The sequence below is a fragment of the Streptomyces sp. LN549 genome (genome assembly GCF_043203805.1).
In the GTDB taxonomy this organism is placed as follows: Bacteria; Actinomycetota; Actinomycetes; order Streptomycetales; family Streptomycetaceae; genus Streptomyces.
On sequence record NZ_JAZHRI010000002.1, the window covers coordinates 8,181,247 to 8,207,234 of the forward strand.

The window sequence follows — 25,988 nt, forward strand, 5'->3', positions numbered from 1 at the left end:
GCGGTCGAACGGAGGTACGCTGCGCCCGGAGGAGCTCACTTTCCCGGGGGAGCGGCCATGCTGCGGGTGTACTTCACGTCCGAGGACCTGGCGCGGGTCAGGGTGGCTCCCGGCCCGGACTTCCTCTGGGAGATCAGCAACAGCGTGCAGACGCTGCAACGGCGCGACGGTGAAAGGGTGTTCGGCGCCTGGCGCCGCTGGGTGCGACCGCGACTCTCCGACAGCCCCCGGCTGCTGTCCTCGTTACTGCCCCCGCGTGGCTACTCGCCCGACTTCCTCACCCCCACGTCCGGCGACCGCGCCACGCTGCAGGGAGCCATCGACACCCTGATGAGCACCCCGCGGCCACGGCTGCGGACCGACCTGACCCACTTGGCGTCCTCGCTCCGACTGCCCAGCTGGGTCGACTCGTTGGCGGGAGGCGACACCGAAGCCCTGCGGCGTCTGGGCGGAGCTCTGGGTACGTACCAGCGCGAAGCGCTCGCACCGTACTGGCAGCGCGTCCACGCCCATATCGACGCCGACCGCGCCGTCCGGCTGCACAGTCTGCTCGACGGGGGAACCGAGGGCCTGCTGGCCGGGCTCGGGCCGCAGTTCCGCTGGCGTCCGCCCGTCCTGGAAGTGACGTATCCCGTCGATCAGCACCTGCGCCTGCGCGGCCGGGGGCTCGTACTCCAGCCGTCGTTCTTCTGCTGGCCGACGCCGATCACGCTGGCCGACGGGGACCTGCCGCCCGTTCTCGTCTATCCGATCCACCACGCGGCCGACTGGGCCGGACCGCCCCCGGCCACCGCCTCCGGGTCCCGTTCCGCGGAAGGCTCCGGGCCTCTGGGGCCCCTGCTCGGGCACACCCGTGCGGGCATCCTGCGTGCCACCCGCACCGGCTGCTCCACCGTCGAGGCGGCCCGGCTCCTGGACGTGACCCACCCCGCCGTCAGCCAGCACCTGAACGTGCTGCGTGCGGCGGGACTGGTGGCCACGGTGCGCAAGTCCGGACGCTCCTTCCATGTCGCGACCGCCGAAGGGAGGGCCCTGCTGGCCGCGGAGGAGCGGACCCGTCGGTCACCGGAGCACGGAGCGTGAAGCCCGGACGGTGACCGCTGAGACGTGACGGTCATTCAAGTACCGCCGTAAGTCTGAACTTTCGTCGCTTGCGCCCCTCGTGCGGCAACGGCGACCCTGATCCCGCGGTCCCGCACAGCTGAGCGGTTCCCGAATCCGTTTCTGCTCGCAAGGCCACCCCCACCCTCCTCAGGAGCCTTCATGCGCAAGAGACTTGTGTCCACCGCGATTGCCGTCGCTGCAGTCGGAGCCCTTCTCCAGCCCACCCTGGCCCAGGCGTCGCCCGTACCGCACACCCCGTCCGTTTCCGTACTCGCGCACGGCTCGAAGGCCGGTACGGCCGTCGTGAGCGGACACAACCGTCCGGGCACCCGGCTGGACGTCGCCGCCGGACGTACGCAGAGCGCGCACTGGCTGCAGATCGACTACCAGGTCCAGGAGACCGGCTACTGGTGCGGCCCCGCCGCCACCCGCATCGCGCTCTCCGCCCGGATGGCGCCGCCCAGCCAGGGAGACCTGGCCTGGCAGCTCGGCACCACCGAGGCGGGCACCGACCACATCGGCCAGGTCACGAGCGTGCTCAACGCCAACCTCGGCGGTGGCTGGTACGAGACCAAGGAGATGCCGAACGACCCGCCCACCCAGGCACAGCGGGACCTCCTCTGGTACGACATCGTCTTCGACATCGACCGCAACTACCCGCTGGTGGCCAATATCGTGGCCCCGCCCGGCAATCAGCCGCCCGGCTATCCGTCGGACCAGACGATCTACCACTACTTCACCGTCTTCGGCTACGACGAGGTGGACCGCACCGTACTCATAGCCGACCCCGCCTCCTTCAGCGGCAACCAGATCTACTGGATCTCCTTCGACCAGCTCGCCACGCTGATCCCGCCGAAGGGATACTCGGCATGAGCGCGAACGAGGGCCGTCCCACCCGCAGAAGCGTCATCAGGGCCGTCGGCGGGCTCTCCGCGGCGATGGCGCTGGGCGCCGGCAGTGTCCTCGCCACGGCAACGGCGGCCAGTGCCGCGGGTGACGGATTCGGGCTGCGCATCGTGGACCGCAACGAGAGCGACCCCCGGATGCGCTACTACCGGTTCGCGACGGACGCGATCGGCTGGAACCCGGGAGTCAACGTCCTGCTTCCCGACGGCTACCACACCAGTGGCAGCCGCTACCCCGTTCTCTACCTGCTGCACGGGGGCGGCACGGACCAGGACTTCATCACGTTCGACCGTGCGGGCATCAGGGCCTGGACGGCAGGCAGGCCGGTCATCGTCGTGATGCCCGACGGCGGCCACGCGGGCTGGTACTCCAACCCGGTCAGCTCCAACGCCGGTCCCCGGAACTGGGAGACCTTCCACATCGCTCAGCTGCTTCCCTGGATCGACGCGAACTTCCGTACGTACGCCGAGTACGACGGACGGGCCGTCGCCGGGTTCTCGATGGGCGGCTTCGGCGCGCTGAAGTACGCGGCCAAGTACTACGGCCACTTCGCCTCGGTGAGTGCCCACTCCGGTCCGGCCAGTCTGCGCCGTGACGCGGGCCTGGTCGGCCACTGGGCCAACGCCTCGTCCGCGGCGGTGGAACTGGCCGGCGGCACGGTATACGGCGTACCGCTGTGGGACCAGGCCCGGGTCAGCGCCGACAATCCGGTCGAGCGGATCGAGAGCTACCGGAACAAGCGGGTCTTCCTGGTCGCGGGCACCAGCCCCGACCCGGTCAACTGGTTCGACCAGGTCAACGAGAACCAGGTGCTGGCCGGGCAGCGGGAGTTCCGCGCGCTCCTCGGCAACGCCGGCATCCCGCACGAGTGGCACGAGGAGCCCGGCGGACACGTCTTCCGCGACTACATGTTCCAGCGCGACCTCGACGGCATCATCGCCCGGCTCCGCAAGGCGTAGCGGGCAGCGCCACCCCAACAAGCCCCCTCGACGCCGTCGAGGGGGCTTGCCGCGTCCGCGGGCACCGTGCGGGTGTTCCGGCGTCGTACGGCTGCCGGCGGTACCGCCGATCGGGTGCCGGCCCACTCTGTATTCACCCGGAGAAATCGGTTGCGCGTACGAGAGGTCATACCAGAGCGGGACGGATGGCGGGCAAGTTCCACAACTGCACGTCGCGCTCTCACACCGGGCGACTACCGTGTGTGTCCGGTGATCAACGGTGGGCTCATGTTTTCCGAGCCTGCCCGGCCGATGACCCGAGAATGACCGACCACCGTAGGTGTCACCACATGAATGCCGATTCCTGGTGCCCCACGTACCGAGGACGCTGATGTCTCAACTTCGCGCACCCGACGCGCGACCGGAACGACGAGAGGGCGGGCGGCACGGCCGACCGGGTCCCCGTTCCCACTCGGCCGCGGCCAGGCCGCGCACTGCCCGGCCGTCTCCCGAGACGCGCATACGCCCCCAACTCCTGCGCACCGCAGTCCTGCCTGCCGTCGCCGTCGCACTGGCCGGCGCCGCGGCGGTCATCTACACCGCCCGCGCCGGCGACGTCCGGCCGTCCACGGAGCTCTGGACGGCGCTCGGCGCCGCGGGCGGACTGGCGGTCGTCGCGATGGTGGCCGCCTTCCTGGCCGCCAACCGGGTCGCGACCACCGTCCTCGGCCGCTGCCTGGCCCTGCGCCGGGCCAGCGCACAGGGCCAGGCCGACCTGCAACGGGTGGTGGAACAGCTCCGCAACGGCGAACCCGTGCCCGCGCGGCGCCCCGCGCCGCCCGTCGCCCCCGGCAGCGACCCCTTCGAGCTGCTCGCGCAGGAGCTCGGACGCCAGCAGGAGGGAGCCGTGGCCGCCGTCGTCCAGGCGTCCCGGCTGTCCGAGCACACCGGCGAGGACCAGAAGGTGGAGGTCTTCGTCAACCTCGCCCGTCGTCTGCAGTCACTCGTGCACCGCGAGATCCAGCTGCTCGACGAGCTGGAGAACCAGGTCGAGGACCCCGATCTGCTCAAGGGCCTCTTCCACGTCGACCACCTGGCCACGCGCATCCGCCGGCACGCCGAGAACCTCGCCGTCCTCGGAGGCGCCGTCTCCCGACGCCAGTGGAGCAACCCGGTCACCATGACGGAGGTGCTGCGCTCGGCGATCGCCGAGGTCGAGCAGTACCCGCGGGTCAAACTCGTACCCCCGATCGACGGCACGCTCCGCGGGCACGCGGTGGCCGACGTGATCCACCTGCTGGCCGAACTGGTGGAGAACGCCACCGTGTTCTCCGCCCCGCAGACCCAGGTCCTGCTCCGCGCCCAGCGCGTCACGGCAGGTCTCGCCCTGGAGGTGGAGGACCGAGGTCTCGGCATGCCGGGCGACGAGCAGAAGCGGATGAACACCCTGCTGGCCGACCCCGACCAGGTCAATGTCGCCCGTCTGCTCCAGGACGGCCGGATCGGCCTGTTCGTCGTGGCGTCCCTGGCCCGCAGGCACGGCATCGCCGTGCGGCTCCAGAGCAACATCTACGGCGGCACCCAGGCCGTGCTCGTCCTCCCGCAGTCCCTGCTCGGCGCCGACGACGACGGGTCCGGCGAGGCCACCGGCGCACCGGTCCCACCCCTCGGCCCCGTGCACCGTCCGCCACCCCCGGACGGCACCGCAGGACGCCGCAGCCCGGCCCCCGCCCCCGACCCGGAGCGTCGCCCCTACGTACCGCAGCAGCAACTCCGGCTCCACCAGGCACCGCAGCAGACGCCGCGCCAGGGCGAGGGCCCCCCGCTCCCGCTGCGCGCCGAACGCCTGGACCGGCCCACCCCCGCCGATGCCTCTTCCGGCATCCGTTCCACGGACGACGAGGTGCCCGCACTCCCTCAGGAGACCGGTGTCGTGCGCGGCACGATGGGCAGGCCCCAGCTCCCCCGGCGGGCCAACCAGGAACACCTGGTCCCGCAGCTCAGAGAGGCTCCCGCACCGCGCACCGAGGAGGAGCCCACCCTGCACGACCCGGGTCTGGTGGCGGCCTTCCGGCGCGGCATCGACCTCGCCGAGGCGCGTGAGGAGTCCGAGGCGGAGAGCGCACCGGACGCCGACCCAGGATTCGTGACGTCGCCGGACTCCGGCGGGCCCGGAGACGTGCGGACCGGCCGGGGAGCTCCGGCACCGGTCCGGGCACCGCTGGACCCGCTCCCGGTCCGCGGCGCCGCTCCCGTGGAACTCCTCCGGGCCGGCTCGTACCACAGCGATCAAGACCCACTCGAAGCGCACGTGAACACCACCAAGGAGTAGATGCACCATGGCGACCGATATGCCGTCCGGTCAGGTCTCGGACCTCGACTGGCTGCTGAGCGGGCTGGTACAGCGGGTGCCGTACACGCGCAGCGCGGTCCTGCTCTCCGCCGACGGGCTGGTGAAATCCCTCCACGGCATGGACGCCGACAGCGCCGACCACATGGCCGCGCTGGCTGCGGGCCTGTACTCGCTCGGCCGCAGTGCGGGGGCCCGGTTCGGGGACAACGGAGAGGTCCGCCAGGTGGTGGTGGAGCTCGACTCGACGCTCCTGTTCGTCGCCACCGCCGGCTCCGGCACCTGTCTGGCCGTGCTCGCCGGGCGGAACGCCGACGCCGCCGTGCTGGGTTACGAGATGACGATGCTGGTCAAGAGCGTCCGGCCCTATCTGATGACCCCGACCAGACAAGCGGCCGGGGTGCCGGGCGCCACGGGGCTGTGACCGTGCCGGCCACGCAGGACGGGCCGTTGCTCGACGATGCGGCAGGCCGCCTCATCCGCCCCTACACCGTGAGCAACGGCCGCACCCGTCCCACGACCGTGCTCGATCTGCTCTCCCTGGTGATGGCCACCGGGACCGTCCCGCAGACCCACCTCGGACCCGAGCACTCCGTGGCGCTCGGGCTGTGCGGGGGTCCCACCTCGGTGGCCGAGATCGCCGCGCACCTGCGGTTGCCCGCGGTCGTCACCAAGGTCCTGCTCTCGGACCTCGTCGACTGCGGCGCGGTCACCGCGCACCCGCCCGCCTTCCATGACATGCCCACCGACCGATCCCTGCTGGAGGCAGTGCTCGATGGCTTACGACGACAGCTCTGACGGCTTCGACGGCTCCGACCCGTACGCGGGGACCGCAAGCCCCGGACACGTCGGATACGCGGACGCCCCGGGCGGCGGATACACGGTCCCGCCGGGCGGCGGATACTCGGTCCCGCCGGGCGACATGGGGTACGGGGACCAGGCCGGCACGTCCGGATACGAGGAGGCCCCCGGCAGCCCCGAGGGATTCCCCGTCGCGCTCAAGGTGCTGGTGGCGGGGGGTTTCGGCGTCGGGAAGACGACGTTCGTCGGCGCGGTCAGCGAGATCGCGCCCCTGAGTACGGAGGAGCTGCTGACCCAGGTCAGCGCGGCGACGGACAGCCTCGAAGGCATCGAGTCCAAGACCTCCACCACGGTGGCGATGGACTTCGGCCGCATCACGCTGGACGAGCAGCATGTGCTCTATCTGTTCGGTACGCCCGGACAGGAGCGCTTCTGGTTCATGTGGGACGAACTCTCCCAGGGCGCACTCGGAGCGGTCGTGATCGCCGACACCCGGAGACTGGAGGAGTGCTTCGCGGCCGTCGACTTCTTCGAACGGCGCGGGATCGGATTCATCGTCGCCGTCAACGAGTTCGACGGTGCTTTCCGGTACGGCCCGGAGGAGGTGCGGGCGGCCCTCGACCTCGCGCCGGCGGTCCCGGTCGTCCTCTGCGACGCACGCATCGCGAGTTCGGGCACGGGCGCGCTGGTCACCCTGGTTCAGCACCTCATCAACGCCACCGCCGAACCCGCCCCGCTGACCGGCTACGGAAGTTACGGAGCCCATCCGTGACGACCCCGCACGCCCTCGGGCGGCTGCTGCTGACGCCCGTCGACAGCGACGCCCAGGTCCGGACCCAGAGGCTGCGCAGCCTCGGCCTGGGCGAGCGGTCCGACGCCTCGTTCGACAACTTCGACGCCTTCGCCGACCGGGTGGCCGAAGTGACCGAGGTGCCCTTCTCGATGGTCAACTTCATCGACGGGAACCGTCAGTTCTTCGCCGGGCTGCACACCCCGGCGGGCACCTGGAAGGGCTCCGACCTGGGGGCCGCGGCAGCCGGAAGCGGCCGCAGGGGCCGCTATGTGGCCATCGATCACGGTTTCTGCCCGCACGTCGTCGTCCGGCGCAAGGCGCTGGTCCTGGAGGACGTGTGCGACTACCCGCGCTTCGCCGGGAATCCGGTCGTCGACGACATAGGCATCCGTTCCTATCTAGGAGCGCCCCTCATCGACCGCACGGGCATCGCCCTGGGCGCCGTCTGCGCTGTCGACATCGTGCCCCGCCCGTGGGGACGGGCGGGGCTGGACACGATCAAGTCCCTGGCGCAGGAACTCGTCGGGCACATTCACCAGCGGGAGGAGAACATCCTCGGGCGCTGAACGCCCGACAACAGGTCCGCGGTCAGGCCTCGACCGTGCGGCCGTCCAGGAAGGTGAGCACGACCGAGTCGCCGTCCACCCGCACCCGCACGGCCGTGCGCAGCGCCTCGGGATGAACACTGTCGCGGGACAGCACGACGAGCGAGACATGGACGCTGCGGCCGCCCGCCTGCGGTGCGCTGCGCAGATACGGGACCGCCGAGTGCGGGCCGTGGGCATTGGACTCGACGTCGCGCGCCACCGCGGCGCCCTCCGCACCCCCGTCCCAGCCGTACAGTGCGACCAGCGCGCTGCTCAGCCCCTCCGCCGTGCGCGCGAGGGCCCAGTCGGGCCCCGACGAGGCGAACGGACTCTGCGTGTCCGCGACCGCGTGGCCGCCCTCCCTGACCACCGCTCCCTCGGGCGCCTCGACCCGGTGCACCCGGATCTCCCACGGGCCGTGCAGCACACTCGTCGTCTCGATGCGGTAGGCGCGCTCGTCACCGGGCAGCCGCGCCGCCGACCACGAGGCCGCGACGCGGTCCTCGCAGCGCAGCGGATGGATCCGGCGGCGCCGGGACGGGGTGCCGTCCGGGGCGATCAGCGCCAGATGGCCGTCGACGGTACGGGCCAGGGCGTGCGGGGCGGACTCGGGTGCCGTCGCCGTCGAGTAGGCGAACTTCGCGTAGTGCGGATCGTCCTCGCCCGCGTCCTTGTCCGGGTCGGCGCCCGCCTCGATGTCCGCGGGTCCGGGTCCGGGCGGATTGTGGTCGCTGCCGTGGTTGACGAGCCGGACGATGCCGTCGTGCCGGGTACCGTGCAGCAGCCAGCCGGGTGCGGGCAGCGCGGTGTACGTGTCGGACTCCTCCACGGGCAGCGGGAGTTCGCGCGCGGTCCACACCTCGTGGTCCGGGGGAAGCAGCAGGCCGAGGAATCCCTTGCTCGCCCAGTACGGCGACGCGGGACCGGAGTACGGCTGGGTGGAGGGCAGGAAGGTGTCGTACCAGCCGAGTGTCAGCAGTCCACGTTCGTCAGGCACCCCGCGCTCCGCGAAGTGGCGCAGGGTGCCCGAGGCGAGCCGGCGGGTCAGACCGGGCGCGAGCGGGGTGCAGTCGGACAGCGCGCCCATCCACACCGGGCCGAGTGCGGCGAACCGGTAGGCGAGGGAACGGCCCTGGTGGACGGGGGCGCCGTCGGCCCCGAAGAAGTGCTGGTAGTCCTCCAGGAAGCGGCCGAGCCGCTGCCGGTAGACCGCGGCCCGGCCGCCGTCGCCGTCCGGGCCCGCGATCCGGGCCCACAGCAGCGGGTACAGATGCATGGCCCAGCCGATGTAGTAGTCGAAGTTGCGGCCGTCCCCGTCGGTGTACCAGCCGTCACCGACGTACCAGTCCTCGATCCTGTCCAGCCCCTCCTCGATGTCCGAGGCGCTGTACGGGGCTCCCACCGAGGCGAGAAACTGCTCGGACACCACCTGGAAGAGCCGCCAGTTGTTGTCCCAGGTGCGGCCGCCGACGAATCCGGAGAACCAGTCGACGACCCGCTCCTGGACCTTCGCGTCCAGCCGGTCCCAGATCCACGGCCGGGTCTCGTGCAGCGCGACGGCGACCGACGCCGCCTCCACCATCTGCTGCGAACAGTCCGTCAGACGCGGCCAGGCCTCGCCGCTCGCGGGGTTCGTGCCGGCCGCGAGACCGGCCGCGTACCGCTCGGTCAGCGCGGGGTCGACGGCCCCGCCCGCGCCCGCGATCCGGCAGGCGGCGAGCAGGAACGACCGGGCGAACCCCTCCAGCCCGTCGGACACGACCCCGGACCAGCTGCCCCGGCCCGGCAGGCGGTACTGCGCGAATCCGGGGGTCGCGTACGGCGTCAGCGCGTCCAGCATCCGGTCGGCGGTCGCCTCCCAGTGCGCCCGGGTCCAGCCGGTACGTGACGACAGGATCCGGTCGGTCGGCGGCAGATGCAGATGCGGGGCGACGGACATGGTGGTGCTGCTCCCAGGAATCGGTGTGAGTGGTTACCGGACGAGTTCGGCGCGGTGCGTATGGCCCCGGGACCCGCCGACGGCGACGGTGAGGACGGGCCGGGGTCCCGGAGCGAGGGTCACGGTGTCGTCGGAGGACGCCACCGACCCGACATGGAAGGGGAGTTCGAACGAGACCACGGTCTGTGTCCGGCCCGGGTCGGCGACCGCGACGGACACCTGCGCGCCCCGTCGCCGCACGAGGATCGTCGCCGGACCGGATGAGGTGATCCCGGCCGCCGAACCGGCGCCCCAGAAGTGCACCGCGGTCAGTCCGGTCCTGCGGTCCTCCACAGCCTGCGCGGTGGCGTCGTTCGCGACGATCCGCACCGGCTGCGAGTGCGACCACACCGCGGTGGCCGCCGCCGACGCGCCGGGCAGCAGCACATAGGCGTAACCCGCGTCGGTGGGGGAGATCCCGTGGTCCACCCACAGCGTGACGTAGCGCCGGGTGACCGGATCGGTGCTGCCCCCGGTGTCCGCCCCGGTGTTGATCGACCGCCAGGTCCCGGTGCGCTGCTCGCGCAGGGTGCGCAGGGCGGTGGTGCCGGGGAAGACGTAGCCGCCGGTGCCCTCGAGATGCGCCCATCGGGCCGGGGCGAACGCGGCCGCGCGGCCCTGGTCCACGGGCTGCGGCACACCGTCGACCAGCAGGCGGTGGCGGCCGTCCGCGCCGAGGTTGCGGTTCTCGATGACCGTCTCGACCGTCCGGCCGTCGCTCGCGGTGATGCCCGACCCGAGGGCGACCACCGCATTGTCGAGGAGGAACCACGCCTTCCTGGTCCGCAGGGTGCTGCCCTGGGCACCCCTCACCTCCATCGCGGCGGCCCCGTACCGGCCGTCCAGCACCGCACCGCCCGCGACGGCGTTCGCCGGCCGGTAGGTGGAGGTCCCGCCGCCCGTGCCGAGGTCGGCGCGCTCACGCGTGTCGACCGTGGTGCCGGGGAGCCGGTACGGATCGACGGTCGGCCAGAACCCGTCGTTGAACTGCCCCAGGTCGTCGCCGTCGTACAGGTACGTCATGCCGTCGCCGGTGTACCAGCCGTGCAGGTTCTCGCCGTTGCCCGCCTCGTACGCGGAGATCCGCTTGGACGACAGCGACAGGGCGCAGGCCCAGCCGGGGCGGCGGTGCACCACGCGGTCCATGTCGGCGAAGACGAAGCTGCCCGTCGTACGGGTCTCGGCCGGGATGTCCGGGGCGTCGAGTACGGCCTTGGCGAGGGCGAGTTGGGGAAGTGTGGCCAGGCCGGTGAACGGGGTGGCGCGGTTGCGGGTCAGCCAGCCCTTGGCCAGCGCCCGCCAGCGGTCCGCCCGGTCGGCCGGTGCACCGGCCGCGAGGAGCAGGATCGCCGCGACGGCCGTCGCGCCGTCCCGGTGGTCGCCGGCGCGCTGCCGGGACACGGCGCGTCCGCGCACCGCGTCCATCATGAGTCCGTCGAAGATCACCGGTGCGAAGCTGCGCTCCACGGCGTCGTACATCACCGAGACCTTCGGGTCGGCGACCGCCCACGGAGAGCCGGCGAGGAGGGACAGCAGATAGGCGGCGCCGCCCAGCAGCACGGTGCCGTACGAGCCGGTGTACGCGACCACGTCGTGCTGGACGAACGAGCCGTCCTCGTAGAACCCGTCACCCGAACTTGTATAACGGAAAAGGCTGTTGCGTCCGGAGTCTCGTACGTCGGAGAGCGCGTCGCGGGCGGACGCCACCTTGGCCGCGTCCTTGCCGAGCAGCCCGCGCAGCGCGACGATCACGGCCTTGTCGGTGCGGTTCGCGCCGGTTTCGGAGAGGGTGGGGGAGTTGGTGCGGCGGTCCGCGTCCGGGCAGAAGCGGTCGACGACCGCCAGATAGTCCGTGAGGTCGCCGGCCGGCAGACGTCCGCGCAACAGGACGCAGGCGTCCATCAGCGCTCGAGGCGCGCCGATCTCCCAGAACCACCAGTTGCCGCTCTCCCGGGCACTCGGATGGTAGGCGGTGTCGTACGTGAACCGCAGCGCGGAGATCAGGGCGTCGGCCGTCTCCGTACTGCCCGACAGTGAAGTGCCGGGGGTGGCCCACGCGGTCGCGAGCGTGCGCAGCCGCGTGTAGCTCTGCCCGAAGTTCCCCGGATCGGTGAGGGGGGTGAGATCGGTCCACAGCGTGGTGCGGCCCGCGCTGCGGTCCAGGGTGTCCCAGAGTCCCTTCGCCGTGCCGTCCAATGCGGCGACGCCGGCGGTGAAGTCGGGGTCCGACGGGTCGAACGCGCCCCCGGTCAGCAGGGTTTCGGCCCGGACCAGCAAACCGTCGAAATCCACCTCGGCGCTCTGCGGCGCGCGTTCCGGCTCCGCGGCCCGCGCCGCACCCGCCGTCAGGACTCCGGACATGGTGGCGCCGCCCGCGGCCAGGAGGGTCCTTCTGCTCAGCTCCATGGTGACTCCTTCTCCGCGCGGTCAGTCGGTGAGCGTGCTCGGGTCGACGGGCGGCTGCGGCAGGTTGAGGGCCGCCAGTTCGGCCTTGCCGACGGCGTCGACCGGGAACGCCCAGGTGTTCACGAAGAAGTCGGTGAGGTCGTAGCCCGCGATCCGGCTGGAGTAGGTGGCCAGCGCCCGGTACCGCTTGGCGTTCTCCGTGTAGTCCGACTGCGGGTTCTCCTCGCGCACCAGCTTGTGCAGCCGGGGCCAGAAGTCGTCCCCGAAGGCGAGCTCCAGCTGCCGCAGCGGCACGAGCTTCTCGTACGCGCCGAAGGACTTCTCGTACGTCAGCCCGGCAGTCCCGAACTTCGCCCGTGAGGTCTGGAAGGCGGTGAGTCCTGTCACCGGGTCGACGGTGAGCAGATTGGACGGCTGCTTGAGCGTGCGCTGCGCGGCCAGCGAGTAGATGTTCACCGTGACCTCGGTCAGGCCGCCCGGCTTGTACGCCATCTGCTGGTGCAGGTGGCCCAGTTCGTGGTAGAGCCCCCAGCCGCGCGTCCGCAGACCCTCGACGGTGGTGGCCCGGTCGAGATAGGCCCTCGGGAAGCCGTTGTAGCCGTGCGTGGCGTAGGCGCCGACTCCGGTCGGGACCTTGCTGACCTCGGTGAAGTGGTACGGCCCCGCCTTGCGGCGGTGCACCGGCTTCGAGCCGTCCAGCCCGCTGATCCGGGCGTGCGAGTCGATGATCGTCTCGACCAGCCGGAGCAGCGCGGCGTGGTCCTCGCCGCGGTACAGCAGGGCGCCTTCGCGGGTCAGCGTCATGATGGTGTTCGGCCCGTGGAGCTCCACCCAGGGCGAGGCGGTCAGGGTGTCGAGCCGGTGCTGGTACTCGGCCTCGGTCGTGCGGCCCAGAGTGAAGACGGGCATGGCGGCGGTGCCGGAGCGGAAGACCACGCCCGCCCGTTCGCCGCGTCCGGTGAGCGTCAGATAGACCGGTCCGCCGTGCGGGTCGGTCACGGTGTTGGCGCCCGGAGTGAGCGGGTAGCCGCGTGGTTCGGTGATCTCGCCGTAGTAGTCCCAGGCGCCGATCCAGAGCGTGGGCACCAGATCGTCGTACGCCTGGACGGTGAGTGAGAGCGGGGCGCCGGCGGGGGCGTACAGACCGGTCGGCTGGAACTCCGAGCCGCGCAGGGCCTGCCCCAGCCGCAGCCGCTCGGCCTCGGCGGCCGGACGGGCGGTGACGGTCAGCGAGACCGGTCGGCTGCCGGCTGCGGCCTGAGCGGAGGTGGCGGTGGCGCCGAGTGCGACCACCGCTCCCGCGCCTGCGGCGAGTACGGTGCGGCGGCCTACCGAGGGGGAGACAGGGGTGGAGGAGCTGAACTTACGCATGCGGAACTCTCCCTGCAGAAACGAAATGAGGGGCGGAAGCGTGCGGAGCGGGGTGGGGCGTCCGTCAGCATGTAAGCGGTTGCTGTCGAGTCGCAAGGGAAGTCGGGAAGTTACTGCGATTTTCTATGGCCAACTGCGGACAGGAACGAAGTAACCGGTCACATACGGCTGGACCTACCTGCCCGGGGTGCCACGGAATCGCGTACCACGATGTGGGTGCCGAGCCGCAGTGCACCCGTGGTCGGCTCGCGCCAGTCGTCCTCGTCCCCGCCCGATACGGCGAGCCGCACGGCCTGGCGGCCCATCTCCTCCAGCGGCACATGCACGGTGGTCAGCCGGGGACGCAGTTCCTGGGCGACCGGGATGTCGTCGTACCCCACCAGCGAGATGTCCTTGGGCACCCGCACGCCGGCCTCCTCCAACGCCTGCGCGGCACCCGCCGCCACCATGTCGTTGGCCGCGAAGACCGCGGTGAACTCCGGCCCGTCCCGCAGTAGTTCGGCCATCCTCCGGTAGCCGAAGTTACGGCTGAAGGCGCCGGGCTGGGCCAGCTCGGGATCGATTGCGATCCCGCGCAGCTCCAGGGCGCGACGGTGGCCGGCCAGCCGGTCACGGGTGGTGGAGAGCTTGGGCGGACCGCCGAGGTAGAGGATCCGCTCGTGGCCCTGCATCAGCAGATGGTCGGTGATGGCGAAGGCGCCGCCCTCGTTGTCGTACTCGACGGCCGCGGTCGGGGCACCCTCACCCAGGGGAGGCCGTCCGCACAGCACCAGTTTGGAGCCGCCCGCGTCCAGCTCGCGGGCCCGGCGGGCCAGCTCGGAGGTGTAGCCACGGTCGGCGATGGACCCGCCGACCACCACCACCGCGTCCGCCCTGCGCTCGTGCATGAGGTCGATGAAGGCCAGCTCGCGCTGGGGGTCGCCCTGGGTGCAGCAGACCAGGCAGAGCCGTCCGCCGAGCGCCGCCTCCCGCTCCACACCGCGGGCGATGTAGGCGTAGAAGGGGTCGATGACCTCGTTGACGATGATGCCGACGGTGCGGTTGGAGACGCCGGCCAGCGCGCGGGCGTGCGCGTTGACCACGTAGCCGAGCTCGCGCATGGCCGACTCGACCCGTTCCCGAGTCGCCTCCGCGACGGGGTAGTTGCGGTTCAGGACGCGGGAGACGGTGGCCGTCGAGACGCCTGCGCGCCGTGCGACGTCGGTGACCGTCGCCCGCCGCTGTCCGTCCGCGGCCGTGCTCTGCCGGCGCATCCGGCTCACCCCCTGGTGGCTGTTGTGTGACGCCGAGCCTAGAGCCTGCCCGGGGACGGTGTTCATGCGATCCTCCCCAGGTCCGCCCGGTGCACCGGATGGCCGAACGGCTCGCCCCGTGCGTACCGCGCGAGCTCGTCGACGGCGAGCGCCCCGAGCCGGCCCACCTCGTTGCCCTGGGCGCCCGCGAGATGCGGGGTGAGGAAGACGTTGGGCAGGTCCCACAGGGGGTGGCCCGGGGGCAGGGGTTCGGGAGACGTGACGTCCAGGACTGCGTCGAGCCGCCCGCTGACCAGGTGGCCGGTCAGCGCCTCGGTGTCCACCAGGGTGCCGCGTGCCGTGTTGACGAGCAGCGTGCCGGGGCGCATCAGGCCGATCCGGCGCGCGTCGATGATGCCCCGGGTCTCGGGGGTGTCCGGGGCGTGGACGGTCACCACGTCGCTGGTCGCCACGAGGGTGTCCAGGTCCGTGCGCGTCACCCCGAGGAGCTCGGCCTCGGCTGCGCTCACATACGGGTCGTACAGCAGCACCTGGGCGTCCAGGACCCGCAGCAGCTCGATCACCCGGCGGCCGATCCGGGACGCGCCCACGACTCCTACGGTCAGCCCGTGAGTGCCGAGCCAGTGCTGCCGGTCGAGGTCGGCCCCGGTGCGGTGGGTGCGGCGGGCACGGTAGAGCCCCGCCAGCGGGAACACCCGCTTCGCGCCCATGATGATCGCGGCCAGGGTGAACTCGGCCACCGGCACGGCGTTGGCCGCGGCGGCCGAGGAGACCACGATCCCGCGGTCGAACGCGGCCGGTGACAGAAACGTTTTCACCGTGCCGGCCGCATGGATCACGGCCCGCAGTCGCGGTGTCCGGTCCAACAGGCAGGCGTCCACAGGCGGGCACCCCCAGCCGGTGAGCAGTACCTCTGCTTCGGCCAGTGCCCGCACGGCGCCGGGGGAGTCGAACTCGCTGATCAGGGACGGATCGAGGAGCTCTGCGGTCTCCTCGAGGCGTGCCCGGACAGAGGGCGGGAAGACGTCGTCCAGCAGCCCGTGGCTCATGACCAGGACCGTGCGCGGGCGCCTTTCGGGCGGGGCCGCAGCATCGGTACCGGAACGAGCCGGCGCCTCTTCGGTGGTTCGCACCCTGCCTCCGGACAGTAATCGCGTTCTATGGAATGACCGGCACGCTAAGGAGCGTGATGGGTGACCGTCAAGCTCTCTCGCTGCAGAACTGCACCATTTGCGTAGATGTGCAGGCCTTCGTGGGCCCGGATTTCCTCTCCGAGGGAACGCGTAACAAAGACGTTCGCCCGGATCTCTTGACGCTTGGGTTAACCGCTTACTAACTTGCGGCCGCAGAAGGCTCACCACGCGCCACCCAGCCGAACAGGACGCACCATGGCTGACACAGCACCCCCGCTGCCGCGGGAAAAGCGGCGGAAGCGGGTCGACGAACCCGCTCCGCCGGTCGACCGGGCCCTTGTCGCCCCACGCCGGCTGACGCTCGGGCAGCGGATCAAGCGCGACCGGGTGATGCTGCTGCTCACCCTGCCCGGCCTGCTCTACTTCGTCGTCTTCCACTACGTCCCGCTGCTCGGGTACGTGGTGGCGTTCCAGGACTACCAGCCGTACCTCGGATACATGCACAGCGTCTGGGTGGGCTTCGCCAACTTCTCCGCGGCCTTCAGCGAACCCGCCTTCTGGAGCGCGACGTTCAACACGCTGGAGATCGCACTCGTCCAGCTGGTCTTCTTCTTCCCGGTGCCCATCGCCCTGGCCCTGCTGCTCAACAGCATCGCCAGTGACCGCATCAGGCGCTTCGTGCAGAGCGTCGTCTATCTGCCGCACTTCATCGGCTGGGTGATCATCGTCTCGATCTTCCAGCAGATCCTGGGCGGCGCCGGTGTGCTGCCCGACGTCCTGGGCGGTCTGGGGCTGCCGCGTTACGACATGATGAGCGATCCCGACGCCTTCCCCTGGCTGCTGACCCTCCAGGTGGCCTGGAAGGACGCCGGCTGGGGCACGATCATCATCCTCGCCGCGCTGCTCAACATCGACCGGCAGCAGTACGAGGCCGCCGCGATCGACGGCGCCGGACCCCGGCGCCGCCTGTGGCACGTGACGCTGCCGGGCATCGCCCCCGTACTCATCCTGCTGCTGATCCTCAACCTCGGGCAGATCCTCTCCGTCGGCTTCGAGCAGATCCTGCTCCAGCGCGACGCGGTCGGCCCGGACGCCGGTGAAGTCCTCGACACCTACGTCTACTACCACGGCATCAAGGACAACGACTGGGGCGTCGCCGCCGCCGTCGGACTCGTCAAGGCGGTCATCGGCACCGCACTCGTGCTGGGCGCGAACAAGTTCGCCCACCGGCTCGGCCACGAAGGGGTGTACCGCGGTGCTGACCGCTGAGAAGACGCGCGCCAAGACCCGGAGCACCGCACCGGCGCCCCGCCCCGCTCCCGTACGCAAGTCCGACGGCCGGCCCCCGTGGATGGAGCGTCCGACCCGCATCGGCCAGACCGCCAAGGCGGTCGCCGTCGTGGTGGTCGTCCTCGCCGTCGCCTACCCGCTCGTCGGCGTCATCGGCACGAGCTTCGCCTCGCAGACCGACATCATCAAGAGCTCCGGCCTCGTCCTGTGGCCGGACCACCCCACCCTGGACGCATACCGCACGATCTTCACCGGGGGCGTCGTCACCCGGGCGCTGCTCGTCTCCGTCGGCATCACCGTGTTCGGCACCCTCGCCAGCCTGCTCGTCACCGTAGGCATGGCCTACGGCCTCTCCCGCCGGGACGTCACCGGGTCCCGCTTCATCCTGATGACCGCCCTGTTCACGATGCTGTTCAACGCGGGCATCATTCCGAACTTCCTGCTGGTCAAGGGACTCGGCCTGTACGACACGTACGCGGCACTCGTCATGCCCACCCTGGTCAGCGCCTTCAACCTGGTGGTCCTGCGGTCCTTCTTCATGAACCTGCCGGAGGAGCTGTACGACGCGGCGAAGGTCGACGGAGCCGGTGACTTCCGCATCCTGGTGCGGATCGTCCTGCCGCTGTCCAAGGCAGTCCTAGCCGTGATCAGCCTCTTCTACGCGGTGACGTACTGGAACGCCTTCTTCAATTCGCTCCTGTACCTCAATGACACCGACAAATGGCCGCTGCCGATGGTGCTGCGCACCTACGTCCTCCAGGGACAGAGCCTGAACGCCGCATCCGCCGGCGAGGTGCTCGCCCCGCAGCAGGCCGTCCAGATGGCGGTTCTCGTGATCGCCGTCGTCCCGATCCTCTGTGTCTACCCGTTCCTCCAGCGCTACTTCACCAAGGGCGTGCTCACGGGCGCCGTCAAGGGCTGAGCGCAGCCACCGCCCCCCACTCCTTCCTTCCCCTCTCCCACTTCCAAGGAGATTCAGGTGTCGAGCTCCACCCCCATCAATCGCAGAGCACTGTTCCGCATGGGCGCGGGCGTCGGTCTGGGACTGGCCGCCGCCCCGCTGCTCGCCGCCTGCGGCGACGGCGGCACGACGGCCAAGGCGGAGGCCAAGAGCGCCTCGCTGCTCCCGGACAGCGCGGTCCGCAACATCGGCCTCAAGCCCGATCTGGCCGGCACGGCCGCCGGTGTCCCGCAGGGTTTCTTCAGCTACCCGGCCAAGCCGCTGCGAGCCACCGGGAACACCCCGCTCAAGGGTGCGAAGCCGATCAGCGCGACGATGGAGACCTTCTCCCCGCCGCCGCCCTCGCGGGGCAAGAACGCCGCCTGGCAGGAGATCGAGAAGCTCCTCGGCGGTCAGGTGAACATCACCGCCGTGCCCGCCGACGACTACGGCACCAAGTTCTCCACCATGGTGGCCAGCGACAGCCTTCCCGACCTCTTCATGTACCCCGAGGTCGGCGGCGTCGACAACAAGTCCGGCTTCCTCCAGGCCACGTGCGCCGACCTGACCCCGTACCTCGCCGGTGACAAGGTCAAGGACTACCCGAACCTGGCCGCGATCCCCAAGGGCGCCTGGCAGGCGGCGATCTTCGGCGGAAAGCTCTACGGCATCCCGATCGCGCGCACCGGCACCGGCGGCGCCGGTTTCTACCGGCACGACCTGTTCGAGGAGATCGGCATCACGAGCCTCGACCAGATCACCGGCCTCGACCGGTTCGTCGAGGCGTGCAAGGAGCTGACCCGGCCCAAGAAGGACCAGTACGCGATCATCGCGGGCGCCACCAACGTCCTCGCCATGTCGGCCGGCGCACCGTACTCCTGGCGGATGGACGCCACGACCGGGAAGTTCACCACCGACCTGGAGACACCGGAGTTCCGCAAGGCGGTGGAGACCGCCCGGTCGCTCTACAAGGCGGGCTGCTTCTACCCGGGCACCCTCCAGATGTCCGGGGCACAGAAGGCCCAGTACACGGACATGTTCAAGAACGGCAAGGGCGCGTACGTCTACGACGGCATGCCCACCTATCTGGCACCCGGTGTCGGCTACATCGCCGCCATGAAGGCGATCGACAAGAAGTACGACCCGAGGCCCTTCGTGCCGTTCGGCTCGGCGCCCGTCGCCTGGATGGACAACGTCAAGCTGGAGAACACCCACATCAAGAAGGCGTCCGCAGACCGTGTGAAGCAGGTCCTCGCGCTGGCCGACTTCGCCGCCTCGCCGTTCGGCAGCGAGGAGTACACCCTCATCAACTACGGAGTCGAGGGCAAGGACTTCACCCGCGACGCCAAGGGCAACCCCGCGCTCACCAAGCAGGGCACCCAGGACGTCACCGTGCCCTGGAAGTTCATGGCCTCCGCCGTTCCCGCGATCTTCAGCGCCGACTCGGAGCAGGGCGTCCGCCATGTGCACGAGGCCTTCACCAAGATGATCCCGATCATGGAGCCGGACCCGACGCTCCAGTACTCCTCGCCCACCTGGGACTCCAAGGGTTACGGCAGCCTCTACACGTTCAAGCTGGACGGGCTCAAGGACATCATCGCCGGCCGCAAGTCCATGTCGGCCTACGACCAGCTCGTCAAGGACTACCTGGCCAAGGGCGGCGAGCAGGCCCGCGGCGAGTTCGAGGAAGCCTTCCAGAAGGGCAAGAAGTGATGACCGCTCCCACCAGCAGGCGCACGGCGCTCAGACTCGGCGGGGCGGCGGTCGCCGCGGCCGTCGCGGTCCCCGTACTCGGCTCGTCCGCCTTCGCGCAGCCGCACGGATTCGACCCGAAGCCCGGCGCGGACGGCGTGGGCGACCCGCTCTTCCCGACGCTCGGGAACGGCGGCTACCAGGTCGTCCACTACGACCTGACCTTCGACTTCACCCCGGTCACGTACGACTTCACCGCGACGGTGAAGATCAGCGCCAAGGCCACCCAGGACCTCTCCGCGTTCAACCTCGACACCGACGGTCACACCATCGACTCCGTCACCGTCGCCGGCCGCCCAGCGACCTGGGCGCTCACGCCCGGCAAGAGCGGCCAGGAGCTGACCGTCACGCCCGCCCGGCCGCTCCACAGCGGGCAGGCGTTCACCACCGAGATCCACTACCGGGGCAACGGCAAGGCGCCCCGACTGGGCCTCACCGGCTGGAAGTTCGGCACCGACGGCGGCTTCGCCTCGGCCGCCCAGTCCTCCCGCGCCGACACCTTCCTGCCGTGCAACGACACCCCGTCCGACAAGGCGACGTGGACCTTCCACATCAGCGCCCCCGAGGGCTTCGTCGCCACCGCCAACGGCGAGCTGACGCACAGGACCCCGCGCTCCGACGGCTCCACCGTCTGGCACTTCGCCCTCCGCGAGCGCATGGCGACCGAACTCATCGGGATCGCCGTCGTCAAGGGCACCTACCTGTACGGCAGCAGCCACCGCGGCCTGCCGCTGCGGCACATCGTTCCGCAGGGCCAGGAGGACAAGTACGGCCCGATCGTGGCCCGTACCGCCGACCATCTCGCCTGGCTGGAGGCGAAGTTCGACCGCTATCCGTTCTCCGTCTACGGACTCCACATCTACGACGGGTACACCGACGCCCTGGAGAACCAGACCCTCTCCCTCTTCTCCACCAACTGGTTCAAACTCAACGCCGGCGGACAGCCGGGCTACGAGACCACCATGGTCCACGAGCTCGTCCACCAGTGGTTCGGCGACTCCGTCACCCCGGACGACTGGCAGCAGGCCTGGCTCAACGAGGGCCCCGCGGTGTACTACGCCGGCCTGTACGGCGAGGAGCGCGGCTGGTCCGTCTTCGCCGACAAGATGAAGGCGACGTACGAGAAGCTCGACGCGGTCCGCGCAGCCGACGGCCCGCCCGGACTGCCCAAGGCGCTCGGCGGCACCAACATCTACGACGGCGGCGCGCTCGTCCTGTACGCACTGAACCAGCGGATCGGCGGGCGGGCGTTCGACAAGGTCATGCGCGCGTGGGTGAAGAGGTTCAAGGACTCCACCTACACCAGCGAGGCCTTCATCCGCCACACCGTCGACGTCACCGGCGACCGGTCCGTCGACCCGTTCCTGCGTGACTGGCTCTTCGGAGCCGTCAACCCTCCCATGCCCGGCCACCCCGACTGGAAGGCCTCTGCGTGAACCGCCCCATGAACGTCGTACGAGGAACCGCCGCTGCCGCCACCGCCGCCGTCCTGACCGCCCTCCTCGCGGCCCCGACCGCCCAGGCCGCGACCGGCACCCGCATGCTGTACGCGGCACCGGACGGCCACGGCACCTCCTGCACCGTCGCCCGCCCCTGCACCCCGGAAGGGGCCCGCGACCTGGCCCGCACCGTGACAGGACGCGAGGTCCGCGTACTCCTCAAGGACGGTACGTACCGGCTGGACGAACCCCTGAGGCTCGGCGCCGCCGACTCCGGCGTCTCCTGGGCCGCGGCCCCCGGCGCCCGTCCCGTCCTCTCCGGCGGGCAGGACATCACGGGCTGGCGGCAGAACACCGACGGCACCTGGAGCGCCGACGTCCCCGCCGGTGTCACCCCGCGTCAGCTCTTCGTCGACGGCAAGCGCGCGACCCGCGCCCGCGGGGAGGCCTGCGCGGCAGCCACGTGCGACGCGACCAAGACCGGCATGACGGGCGCCACCGCCACCGGAATCGACCAGTGGCAGCGCCCCACCGACGCCGAGGCCGTCATCCGGGTCCGCTGGCGCAACTACCACTGCAGGATCGCGGGCGTCAGCGGCGACACCATGACCTTCGCTCAGCCCTGCTGGACCAACTCGGCCAGCGGCACCGAGCGCACCGGACCCGCCTGGGACTCCACCACGGTCGACTCCAACCGCTACAGCGGCGTCGCCTTCTTCGAGAACGTCCCCGAACTCCTCGACGAGCCAGGCGAGTTCGTGTGGAACTCGAAGGACCGCACCGTCACCTACCTGCCGCGCAAGGGCGAGAACATGCGCCACGCGCAGGCCCTCACTCCGCACACCGAACAGCTGCTCGTCGTCGACGGCGCCCACGACGTCACCGTCGGCGGGATCGGCTTCGCGTATGCGGCGTACCGCCAGCCCGGCACCGACGAGGGCTATGCGGGAATGCAGGCCGGTCTCACCCTGACCGGAGCCACCGGCCCCGTCGACCACGCGGGCCGTTACTACACCAAGCCGTCCGCCGCGGTCACCGTCCGCGGCGGACGGGGGGTGAGCATCGACAGCACCCGGTTCACCCATCTCGGCGGGGCCGGCGCGATCCTGGAAGCCGGCACGAAGGACAGCTCCGTGACCCGCTCGTCCTTCACCGACCTGTCCTCGGGCGCGGTGTACGTCGGCGACACCGAGCCGATGCCCGGGGCGCAACTCACCGGGGAGCGCAACACCGTCGCGTACAACACCATCAGCCGCACCGGCGTCGAGTACACCGACGCGGTGGGCATCTGGGCCGGTTACGAGGCGGAGCTGACCGTCGACCACAACAGCCTGGACCACCTCCCGTACTCCGGGATCTCCGTCGGCTGGGGCTGGAACCAGACCGTGGCCCAGAAGTCCGTGCTGCGCGACAACAAGGTGACGAACAACCGCATCACCGACGTGATGGAGGTGGCGCAGGAGCAGCACGACGGCGGCGCGATCTATACCCAGGGGGCCCAGCCCGGCACCGTCCTGAGCGGCAACTACATCAACCGTTCCGCGTACGGCAACACCGAGCGCGACGGCAACGGCATCTACCTCGACGAGCAGTCCTCGCACATCACCGTCGAGAAGAACGTCATCACCCGCATCGGCTACAAGTGGGTCTCCAACTGGGCGGACTACGGCGTCGAGAACACCGCGCGGGGCAACTGGACCGACACCGCCGCACCCGCACTCGCCGGCCGCGGCTCCGTCATGACGGACAACCTCACCGGGCTGGACCGGCTGCCCGCCGAAGCGCTCGCCGTAGCAGCCGGGGCGGGTTCTCACGGCGGCCCGGTCGAGCAGCTGCGCACCGACCTCGCGCGCACCGGCACGGCCACCCAGTCCTCCACCGAGGGCACGGCCACGGCGGCACTCGCCCTGGACGCCGACACCAACACGGACACCCGCACGCTCTCCGAGGCGGGTGCCTGGTGGCAGGTGGACCTCGGCATTGTCCGGCACATCCGGCAGGTGGAGGTCTGGAACAACTCCGCCTCCGCCACGGCCGACTTCGACATCGTGACGGACGACGGCACGGTGCACGTCAGCGGGAAGGCGCTGCGTCCCACGCTGGTGAACCTGGACAGCCGGACCCGAACGGTGAGGATCGTGGCCTCCGGCACGGGCCGGGTGGCTCTCGCGCAGGTGCTCATCCACTCCTGACACCTGCACGGCACACGGAAGCCGGACCGCCATTCAGGCCGGTCCGGCTTCCGGCGTTTCGCCGCGCGCCCCGGCTCACGCGAACGTGATCGCGAACGCGTCCGCCGGCATTCCGGTCTGCGCGGCCGGCAGCGTGTCCCCGTCGTGGCCCGTCCCCGTGAACCGACCCGCCGCTTTCAGGCACACCGAGCCGTGCGGCCAGGGCCTCTCGTCTGGATCAGGCCGGATCAGGGAGCGGGCTGATCCGAACGAAAGAGCCTAGGCCCACGGGACGCCGTCCATCCGCCGCCGTCCGTCGGGCCGTCGAAGCGGAACCAGTCGATGGCGAACAGGTCTGCCGCCCCCGCCCGCCATGCCGGATTGGTGAACACGACGAACAGCCGTACCCCGCCCCCGCCCCCGGCACCCGTCAGCCTGGCTGTCGGCGACGCGGGGTGGTCCCAACCGCCGGTGAACGGGACGGCGAGGCTCCCCAGGAGCGGCCCGGCCGGTGACCCTGCCCGGAACTCGACGGCGCCGCCGATGCCGCCGGAGGCGGCGCGGACCGTCACCGAGTCGACGTTTCCGGCTGATATCGCGCCGAGATCGATCCAGTCGCCGTCCTCGATCTCCGTGATCCGCCTCCCGCCGGAGTCGTCGGCGCGGTTCTCCGCCACCGCCCCGCCGTGTGCCCCGCCGGTGGTGGTGAACCACTCCGCCTCGCGGAAGGCGGGCTGTGGCCAGGTGACCGGGACCAGGACAGGGGCCCGAGAGGGGGCGGCGTGCGCCTGGGGAGGCGAGCTCGCCAGAAAGCAGAGGGTGAGTGCCGGACAGAGGGCGAGGGCGGCCAGCGGAATCAGGTCGCGCGGAGGGAACAGGCTCCGTAAGACACCACGGATCAAGGGGCGGCAGTTCATTGGGCGCTCCCTGTGCGGTAGGTTCCGAGGGGGGTAGAAAGCGCTTTCCAGATGCGTTGCTCAGCGTAGGTTCACGCCCTCCGCGGGTCAATGGGCCGGTACGGCCCACGCCCCCCGCCTCACCCGCCCCGTGCCGCCTCCCGCCCCTCCCGTGCCGCCTCACCCGCCCAGCAGGAAGCCACCGATCCGCTCCCGCAGACCGCGCGGGTCCAGACCGTGCGCCACCAGGTGCTCGTCCATCTGCCCGTACCGCCGCAGCTCCTCGCGGGCCACGCCGAGTCCCAGGATCCGGTGGGGGACGGCGGCGAGTGCGTCATTGGCGGCGCGCGTCGAGGTGCCGGCCAGATACGGCTCGACGATCACGACATCGGCGGCGGTCCGGTCACCGACCGCCCGGCGCAGTCCGCCGCCGTCGAACGGCCGAACGGTGGTCGCGTACAGCACCGTCACGTCGAGTCCCTCCGTCGCCGTGAGCACGTTGTCGAGCATCGGTCCGACGGCGATCACCACGCCGCCCGTTCCCTCGCGCACGCTGGTGAACCCGCCCGCCCCGCCCACCGGGCGTCCCCTGTCGTTGGACTGCAACGACAGGCGCACATAGACCCTGCCGTCCCCGGCGGCCGCCTCCCGCAGCAGCGTCTCGGCTTCGTCGGGATGGCCCGGAACGTGCACGGTCCAGCCGTCCAGGGTGTCCATGAGAGCCACGTCCCCGGGCGCCATGTGCGTGAATCCGCCGGCCGGCCAGTCGTACGATGCCCCGGCGCTCACCAGCACCCCGCCGACCCCTGGTGGCCGAAGTCCAGCTTCACCTGCTCGAACGGCCGCTCCACCAGGAAGCTCGCGAAGGTGTGCAGGACAGGCCGCATCCCCGTGAGCGCCATCCCGGCCCCGGCCCCGATGAGCAACTGCTCCCGGATGCCCACGTTCACGACCCGGTCGGGATGGGCCCGCTCGGCCCGGTCGAATCCGTCCCGGCTGATCTCCGCGAGTACGAGCGCCAGGCGGGGGTCCTCGTCGAGCAGCCGTGTGGTGGTGGCGATGAAGCGGTCACGCATCGTGTCCATGGAGGTCTTCCTCTTCTGCTTCGTTCAGGGGGTTTCGGTGGGCGCTTCGTGACGCTTCGCTCAGCGTTTGGGGGTAACCCGCGCCACCACGGCCCGGGGCTGTCCGGGGTGCGGTGCGGTGAAAGCCGCGTACAGCGCAGCGTGATCCCGCCCGTCAACCTCCTCGACCGACCAGCCCGCGGTGGTGAACCGGTCGGCGATCCCGCCGGGGCGGCCGTACGTCGCCGAGGCGTTGTCGATCACCACGGTGTGCAGTTGCTCCAGGCCGGCCGGACCGGCGTAGGCGATCGCCTCGTGGTTGCTGCCCTCGTCCAGTTCGGCGTCGCCCGTCAGCACCCACACCCGCGGCCCGGTCAGCCCCTGGGCCCGCAGCCCGAGCACGCTGCCCACGGCCAGTGGGAGCCCGTGCCCCAGGGACCCGCTGCCGATCTCGGCGCCGGGCACCAGCAACCGGTCGGGGTGGTGGCCGAGCGGCGACCCGTACGAGCCGAAGCCCGCCAGTAGCTCTTCGTCGAGAAATCCGTGCGCGGCGAGGACCGCGTAGTACGCCATCGGCCCGTGCCCCTTCGACAGCAGGAAGCGGTCGCGGTCCGGCGCGTCGACGGTCCCCGGTGTCACCCGCAGCACGCGGTCGTACAGCACCCACAGGGCGTCCAGCGTCGAGGTGGCGGCGGGGCCGTGCTTCTCGTCGCCGGTCATCAGGCTCATCAGCCGGGGAAGATCGCGGTACGTGCGCGCCGGTGCGGCAGTCGTGTTGGTCATGTCGCCCAGCGTTCAACATCAAGTGCGCTTGAG

General features: G+C 70.9%; 20 protein-coding genes and 1 pseudogene. 13 read left to right on the plus strand and 8 right to left on the minus strand.

Features of this window, described 5'->3' with window-relative positions; all coding sequences use genetic code 11:
* Positions 1-57 precede the first annotated feature (57 nt).
* The 8 genes from SH922_RS36350 (at position 58) to SH922_RS36385 (ending at position 7,458) form a co-directional block, all read left to right on the plus strand.
* Entirely contained in the window at positions 58-1,083 is a 1,026-nt protein-coding gene (locus tag SH922_RS36350) for an ArsR/SmtB family transcription factor (RefSeq protein ID WP_393062798.1), read from the plus strand.
* Positions 1,084-1,263: 180 nt separating this feature from the next.
* Positions 1,264-1,977 carry a C39 family peptidase gene (locus SH922_RS36355; protein ID WP_393062799.1) on the plus strand — a complete coding sequence of 238 codons (714 nt, stop codon included), beginning with the start codon at positions 1,264-1,266 and terminating at the stop codon, positions 1,975-1,977.
* A complete protein-coding gene (locus tag SH922_RS36360) occupies positions 1,974-2,969 on the plus strand; it encodes an alpha/beta hydrolase (RefSeq protein WP_393062800.1) in 996 nt (331 codons plus the stop codon). Before SH922_RS36355 ends, SH922_RS36360 begins: the two co-directional genes overlap by 4 nt.
* A gap of 370 nt (positions 2,970-3,339) precedes the next feature.
* Positions 3,340-5,280: an ATP-binding protein gene (locus SH922_RS36365; RefSeq protein ID WP_393062801.1), complete on the plus strand. Its 1,941-nt coding sequence runs from the start codon at positions 3,340-3,342 to the stop codon at positions 5,278-5,280.
* A gap of 7 nt (positions 5,281-5,287) precedes the next feature.
* Positions 5,288-5,722, plus strand: a complete 435-nt coding sequence (locus tag SH922_RS36370) for a roadblock/LC7 domain-containing protein (protein WP_350994283.1) — start codon at positions 5,288-5,290, stop codon at positions 5,720-5,722.
* Positions 5,723-5,724: 2 nt separating this feature from the next.
* Positions 5,725-6,096: a DUF742 domain-containing protein gene (locus tag SH922_RS36375; RefSeq protein WP_148017001.1), complete on the plus strand. Its 372-nt coding sequence runs from the start codon at positions 5,725-5,727 to the stop codon at positions 6,094-6,096.
* Between the two features lie 124 nt (positions 6,097-6,220).
* Entirely contained in the window at positions 6,221-6,871 is a 651-nt protein-coding gene (locus SH922_RS36380; protein ID WP_393063791.1) for an ATP/GTP-binding protein, read from the plus strand.
* Complete coding sequence (locus tag SH922_RS36385; RefSeq protein WP_393062802.1) at positions 6,868-7,458, plus strand: GAF domain-containing protein; 591 nt, start codon at positions 6,868-6,870, stop codon at positions 7,456-7,458. The genes SH922_RS36380 and SH922_RS36385 overlap by 4 nt, the downstream gene beginning before the upstream one ends.
* A gap of 22 nt (positions 7,459-7,480) precedes the next feature.
* Here the strand turns inward: SH922_RS36385 and SH922_RS36390 are convergent, their stop codons facing one another.
* The 5 genes from SH922_RS36390 to SH922_RS36410 form a co-directional block, all read right to left on the minus strand.
* The gene (locus tag SH922_RS36390; RefSeq protein WP_393062803.1) at positions 7,481-9,418 is read right to left on the minus strand and encodes a DUF2264 domain-containing protein; all 1,938 of its coding nucleotides are present in this window, start codon (positions 9,416-9,418) and stop codon (positions 7,481-7,483) included.
* Between the two features lie 33 nt (positions 9,419-9,451).
* Positions 9,452-11,863, minus strand: a complete 2,412-nt coding sequence (locus SH922_RS36395) for a polysaccharide lyase 8 family protein (RefSeq protein ID WP_393062804.1) — start codon at positions 11,861-11,863, stop codon at positions 9,452-9,454.
* 21 nt (positions 11,864-11,884) lie between these two features.
* Positions 11,885-13,234, minus strand: a complete 1,350-nt coding sequence (locus SH922_RS36400) for a M60 family metallopeptidase (protein WP_393062805.1) — start codon at positions 13,232-13,234, stop codon at positions 11,885-11,887.
* A 158-nt stretch (positions 13,235-13,392) separates the two neighbouring features.
* Complete coding sequence (locus tag SH922_RS36405) at positions 13,393-14,487, minus strand: LacI family DNA-binding transcriptional regulator (RefSeq protein ID WP_393063792.1); 1,095 nt, start codon at positions 14,485-14,487, stop codon at positions 13,393-13,395.
* Positions 14,488-14,549: 62 nt separating this feature from the next.
* Entirely contained in the window at positions 14,550-15,536 is a 987-nt protein-coding gene (locus SH922_RS36410) for a hydroxyacid dehydrogenase (protein WP_393062806.1), read from the minus strand.
* A gap of 339 nt (positions 15,537-15,875) precedes the next feature.
* On the opposite strand from SH922_RS36410, the gene SH922_RS36415 reads away from it, so the two are divergent.
* The 5 genes from SH922_RS36415 to SH922_RS36435 all read left to right on the plus strand — a co-directional run bounded on the left by SH922_RS36415 (position 15,876) and on the right by SH922_RS36435 (position 23,233).
* The gene (locus SH922_RS36415; protein WP_393062807.1) at positions 15,876-16,889 is read left to right on the plus strand and encodes an ABC transporter permease; all 1,014 of its coding nucleotides are present in this window, start codon (positions 15,876-15,878) and stop codon (positions 16,887-16,889) included.
* 82 nt (positions 16,890-16,971) lie between these two features.
* Entirely contained in the window at positions 16,972-17,832 is an 861-nt protein-coding gene (locus SH922_RS36420; RefSeq protein WP_393063793.1) for a carbohydrate ABC transporter permease, read from the plus strand.
* A gap of 57 nt (positions 17,833-17,889) precedes the next feature.
* A complete protein-coding gene (locus SH922_RS36425; RefSeq protein ID WP_393062808.1) occupies positions 17,890-19,563 on the plus strand; it encodes an extracellular solute-binding protein in 1,674 nt (557 codons plus the stop codon).
* On the plus strand, positions 19,563-21,038 hold the full coding sequence (locus tag SH922_RS36430) for a M1 family metallopeptidase (RefSeq protein ID WP_393062809.1): 1,476 nt from the start codon (positions 19,563-19,565) through the stop codon (positions 21,036-21,038). Before SH922_RS36425 ends, SH922_RS36430 begins: the two co-directional genes overlap by 1 nt.
* Entirely contained in the window at positions 21,035-23,233 is a 2,199-nt protein-coding gene (locus SH922_RS36435; RefSeq protein ID WP_393062810.1) for a right-handed parallel beta-helix repeat-containing protein, read from the plus strand. Before SH922_RS36430 ends, SH922_RS36435 begins: the two co-directional genes overlap by 4 nt.
* A 227-nt stretch (positions 23,234-23,460) precedes the next feature.
* Here the strand turns inward: SH922_RS36435 and SH922_RS36440 are convergent, their stop codons facing one another.
* The 3 genes and pseudogenes from SH922_RS36440 to SH922_RS36450 form a co-directional block, all read right to left on the minus strand.
* A complete protein-coding gene (locus SH922_RS36440) occupies positions 23,461-24,129 on the minus strand; it encodes a carbohydrate-binding protein (protein ID WP_393062811.1) in 669 nt (222 codons plus the stop codon).
* Positions 24,130-24,288: 159 nt separating this feature from the next.
* Positions 24,289-25,193 (minus strand): annotated as a pseudogene (locus SH922_RS36445) (transketolase family protein).
* Positions 25,194-25,253: 60 nt separating this feature from the next.
* Positions 25,254-25,955, minus strand: coding sequence for a transketolase (locus tag SH922_RS36450; protein WP_393062812.1), 702 nt, complete (start codon positions 25,953-25,955; stop codon positions 25,254-25,256).
* Between the last annotated feature and the right edge of the window lie 33 nt (positions 25,956-25,988).

Excerpts from the sequence above, each read along its gene's own strand:
- SH922_RS36350 (WP_393062798.1), top strand. The coding sequence starts at position 58 with ATGCTGCGGGTGTACTTCACGTCCGAGGACCTGGCGCGGGTCAGGGTG.
- SH922_RS36355 (WP_393062799.1), top strand. The coding sequence starts at position 1,264 with ATGCGCAAGAGACTTGTGTCCACCGCGATTGCCGTCGCTGCAGTCGGA.
- SH922_RS36360 (WP_393062800.1), top strand. The coding sequence starts at position 1,974 with ATGAGCGCGAACGAGGGCCGTCCCACCCGCAGAAGCGTCATCAGGGCC.
- SH922_RS36365 (WP_393062801.1), top strand. The coding sequence starts at position 3,340 with ATGTCTCAACTTCGCGCACCCGACGCGCGACCGGAACGACGAGAGGGC.
- SH922_RS36370 (WP_350994283.1), top strand. The coding sequence starts at position 5,288 with ATGGCGACCGATATGCCGTCCGGTCAGGTCTCGGACCTCGACTGGCTG.
- SH922_RS36380 (WP_393063791.1), top strand. The coding sequence starts at position 6,221 with ATGGGGTACGGGGACCAGGCCGGCACGTCCGGATACGAGGAGGCCCCC.
- SH922_RS36390 (WP_393062803.1), bottom strand. The coding sequence starts at position 9,418 with ATGTCCGTCGCCCCGCATCTGCATCTGCCGCCGACCGACCGGATCCTG.
- SH922_RS36395 (WP_393062804.1), bottom strand. The coding sequence starts at position 11,863 with ATGGAGCTGAGCAGAAGGACCCTCCTGGCCGCGGGCGGCGCCACCATG.
- SH922_RS36400 (WP_393062805.1), bottom strand. The coding sequence starts at position 13,234 with ATGCGTAAGTTCAGCTCCTCCACCCCTGTCTCCCCCTCGGTAGGCCGC.
- SH922_RS36405 (WP_393063792.1), bottom strand. The coding sequence starts at position 14,487 with ATGCGCCGGCAGAGCACGGCCGCGGACGGACAGCGGCGGGCGACGGTC.
- SH922_RS36410 (WP_393062806.1), bottom strand. The coding sequence starts at position 15,536 with ATGAGCCACGGGCTGCTGGACGACGTCTTCCCGCCCTCTGTCCGGGCA.
- SH922_RS36415 (WP_393062807.1), top strand. The coding sequence starts at position 15,876 with ATGGCTGACACAGCACCCCCGCTGCCGCGGGAAAAGCGGCGGAAGCGG.
- SH922_RS36420 (WP_393063793.1), top strand. The coding sequence starts at position 16,972 with ATGGAGCGTCCGACCCGCATCGGCCAGACCGCCAAGGCGGTCGCCGTC.
- SH922_RS36430 (WP_393062809.1), top strand. The coding sequence starts at position 19,563 with ATGACCGCTCCCACCAGCAGGCGCACGGCGCTCAGACTCGGCGGGGCG.
- SH922_RS36440 (WP_393062811.1), bottom strand. The coding sequence starts at position 24,129 with ATGAACTGCCGCCCCTTGATCCGTGGTGTCTTACGGAGCCTGTTCCCT.
- SH922_RS36450 (WP_393062812.1), bottom strand. The coding sequence starts at position 25,955 with ATGACCAACACGACTGCCGCACCGGCGCGCACGTACCGCGATCTTCCC.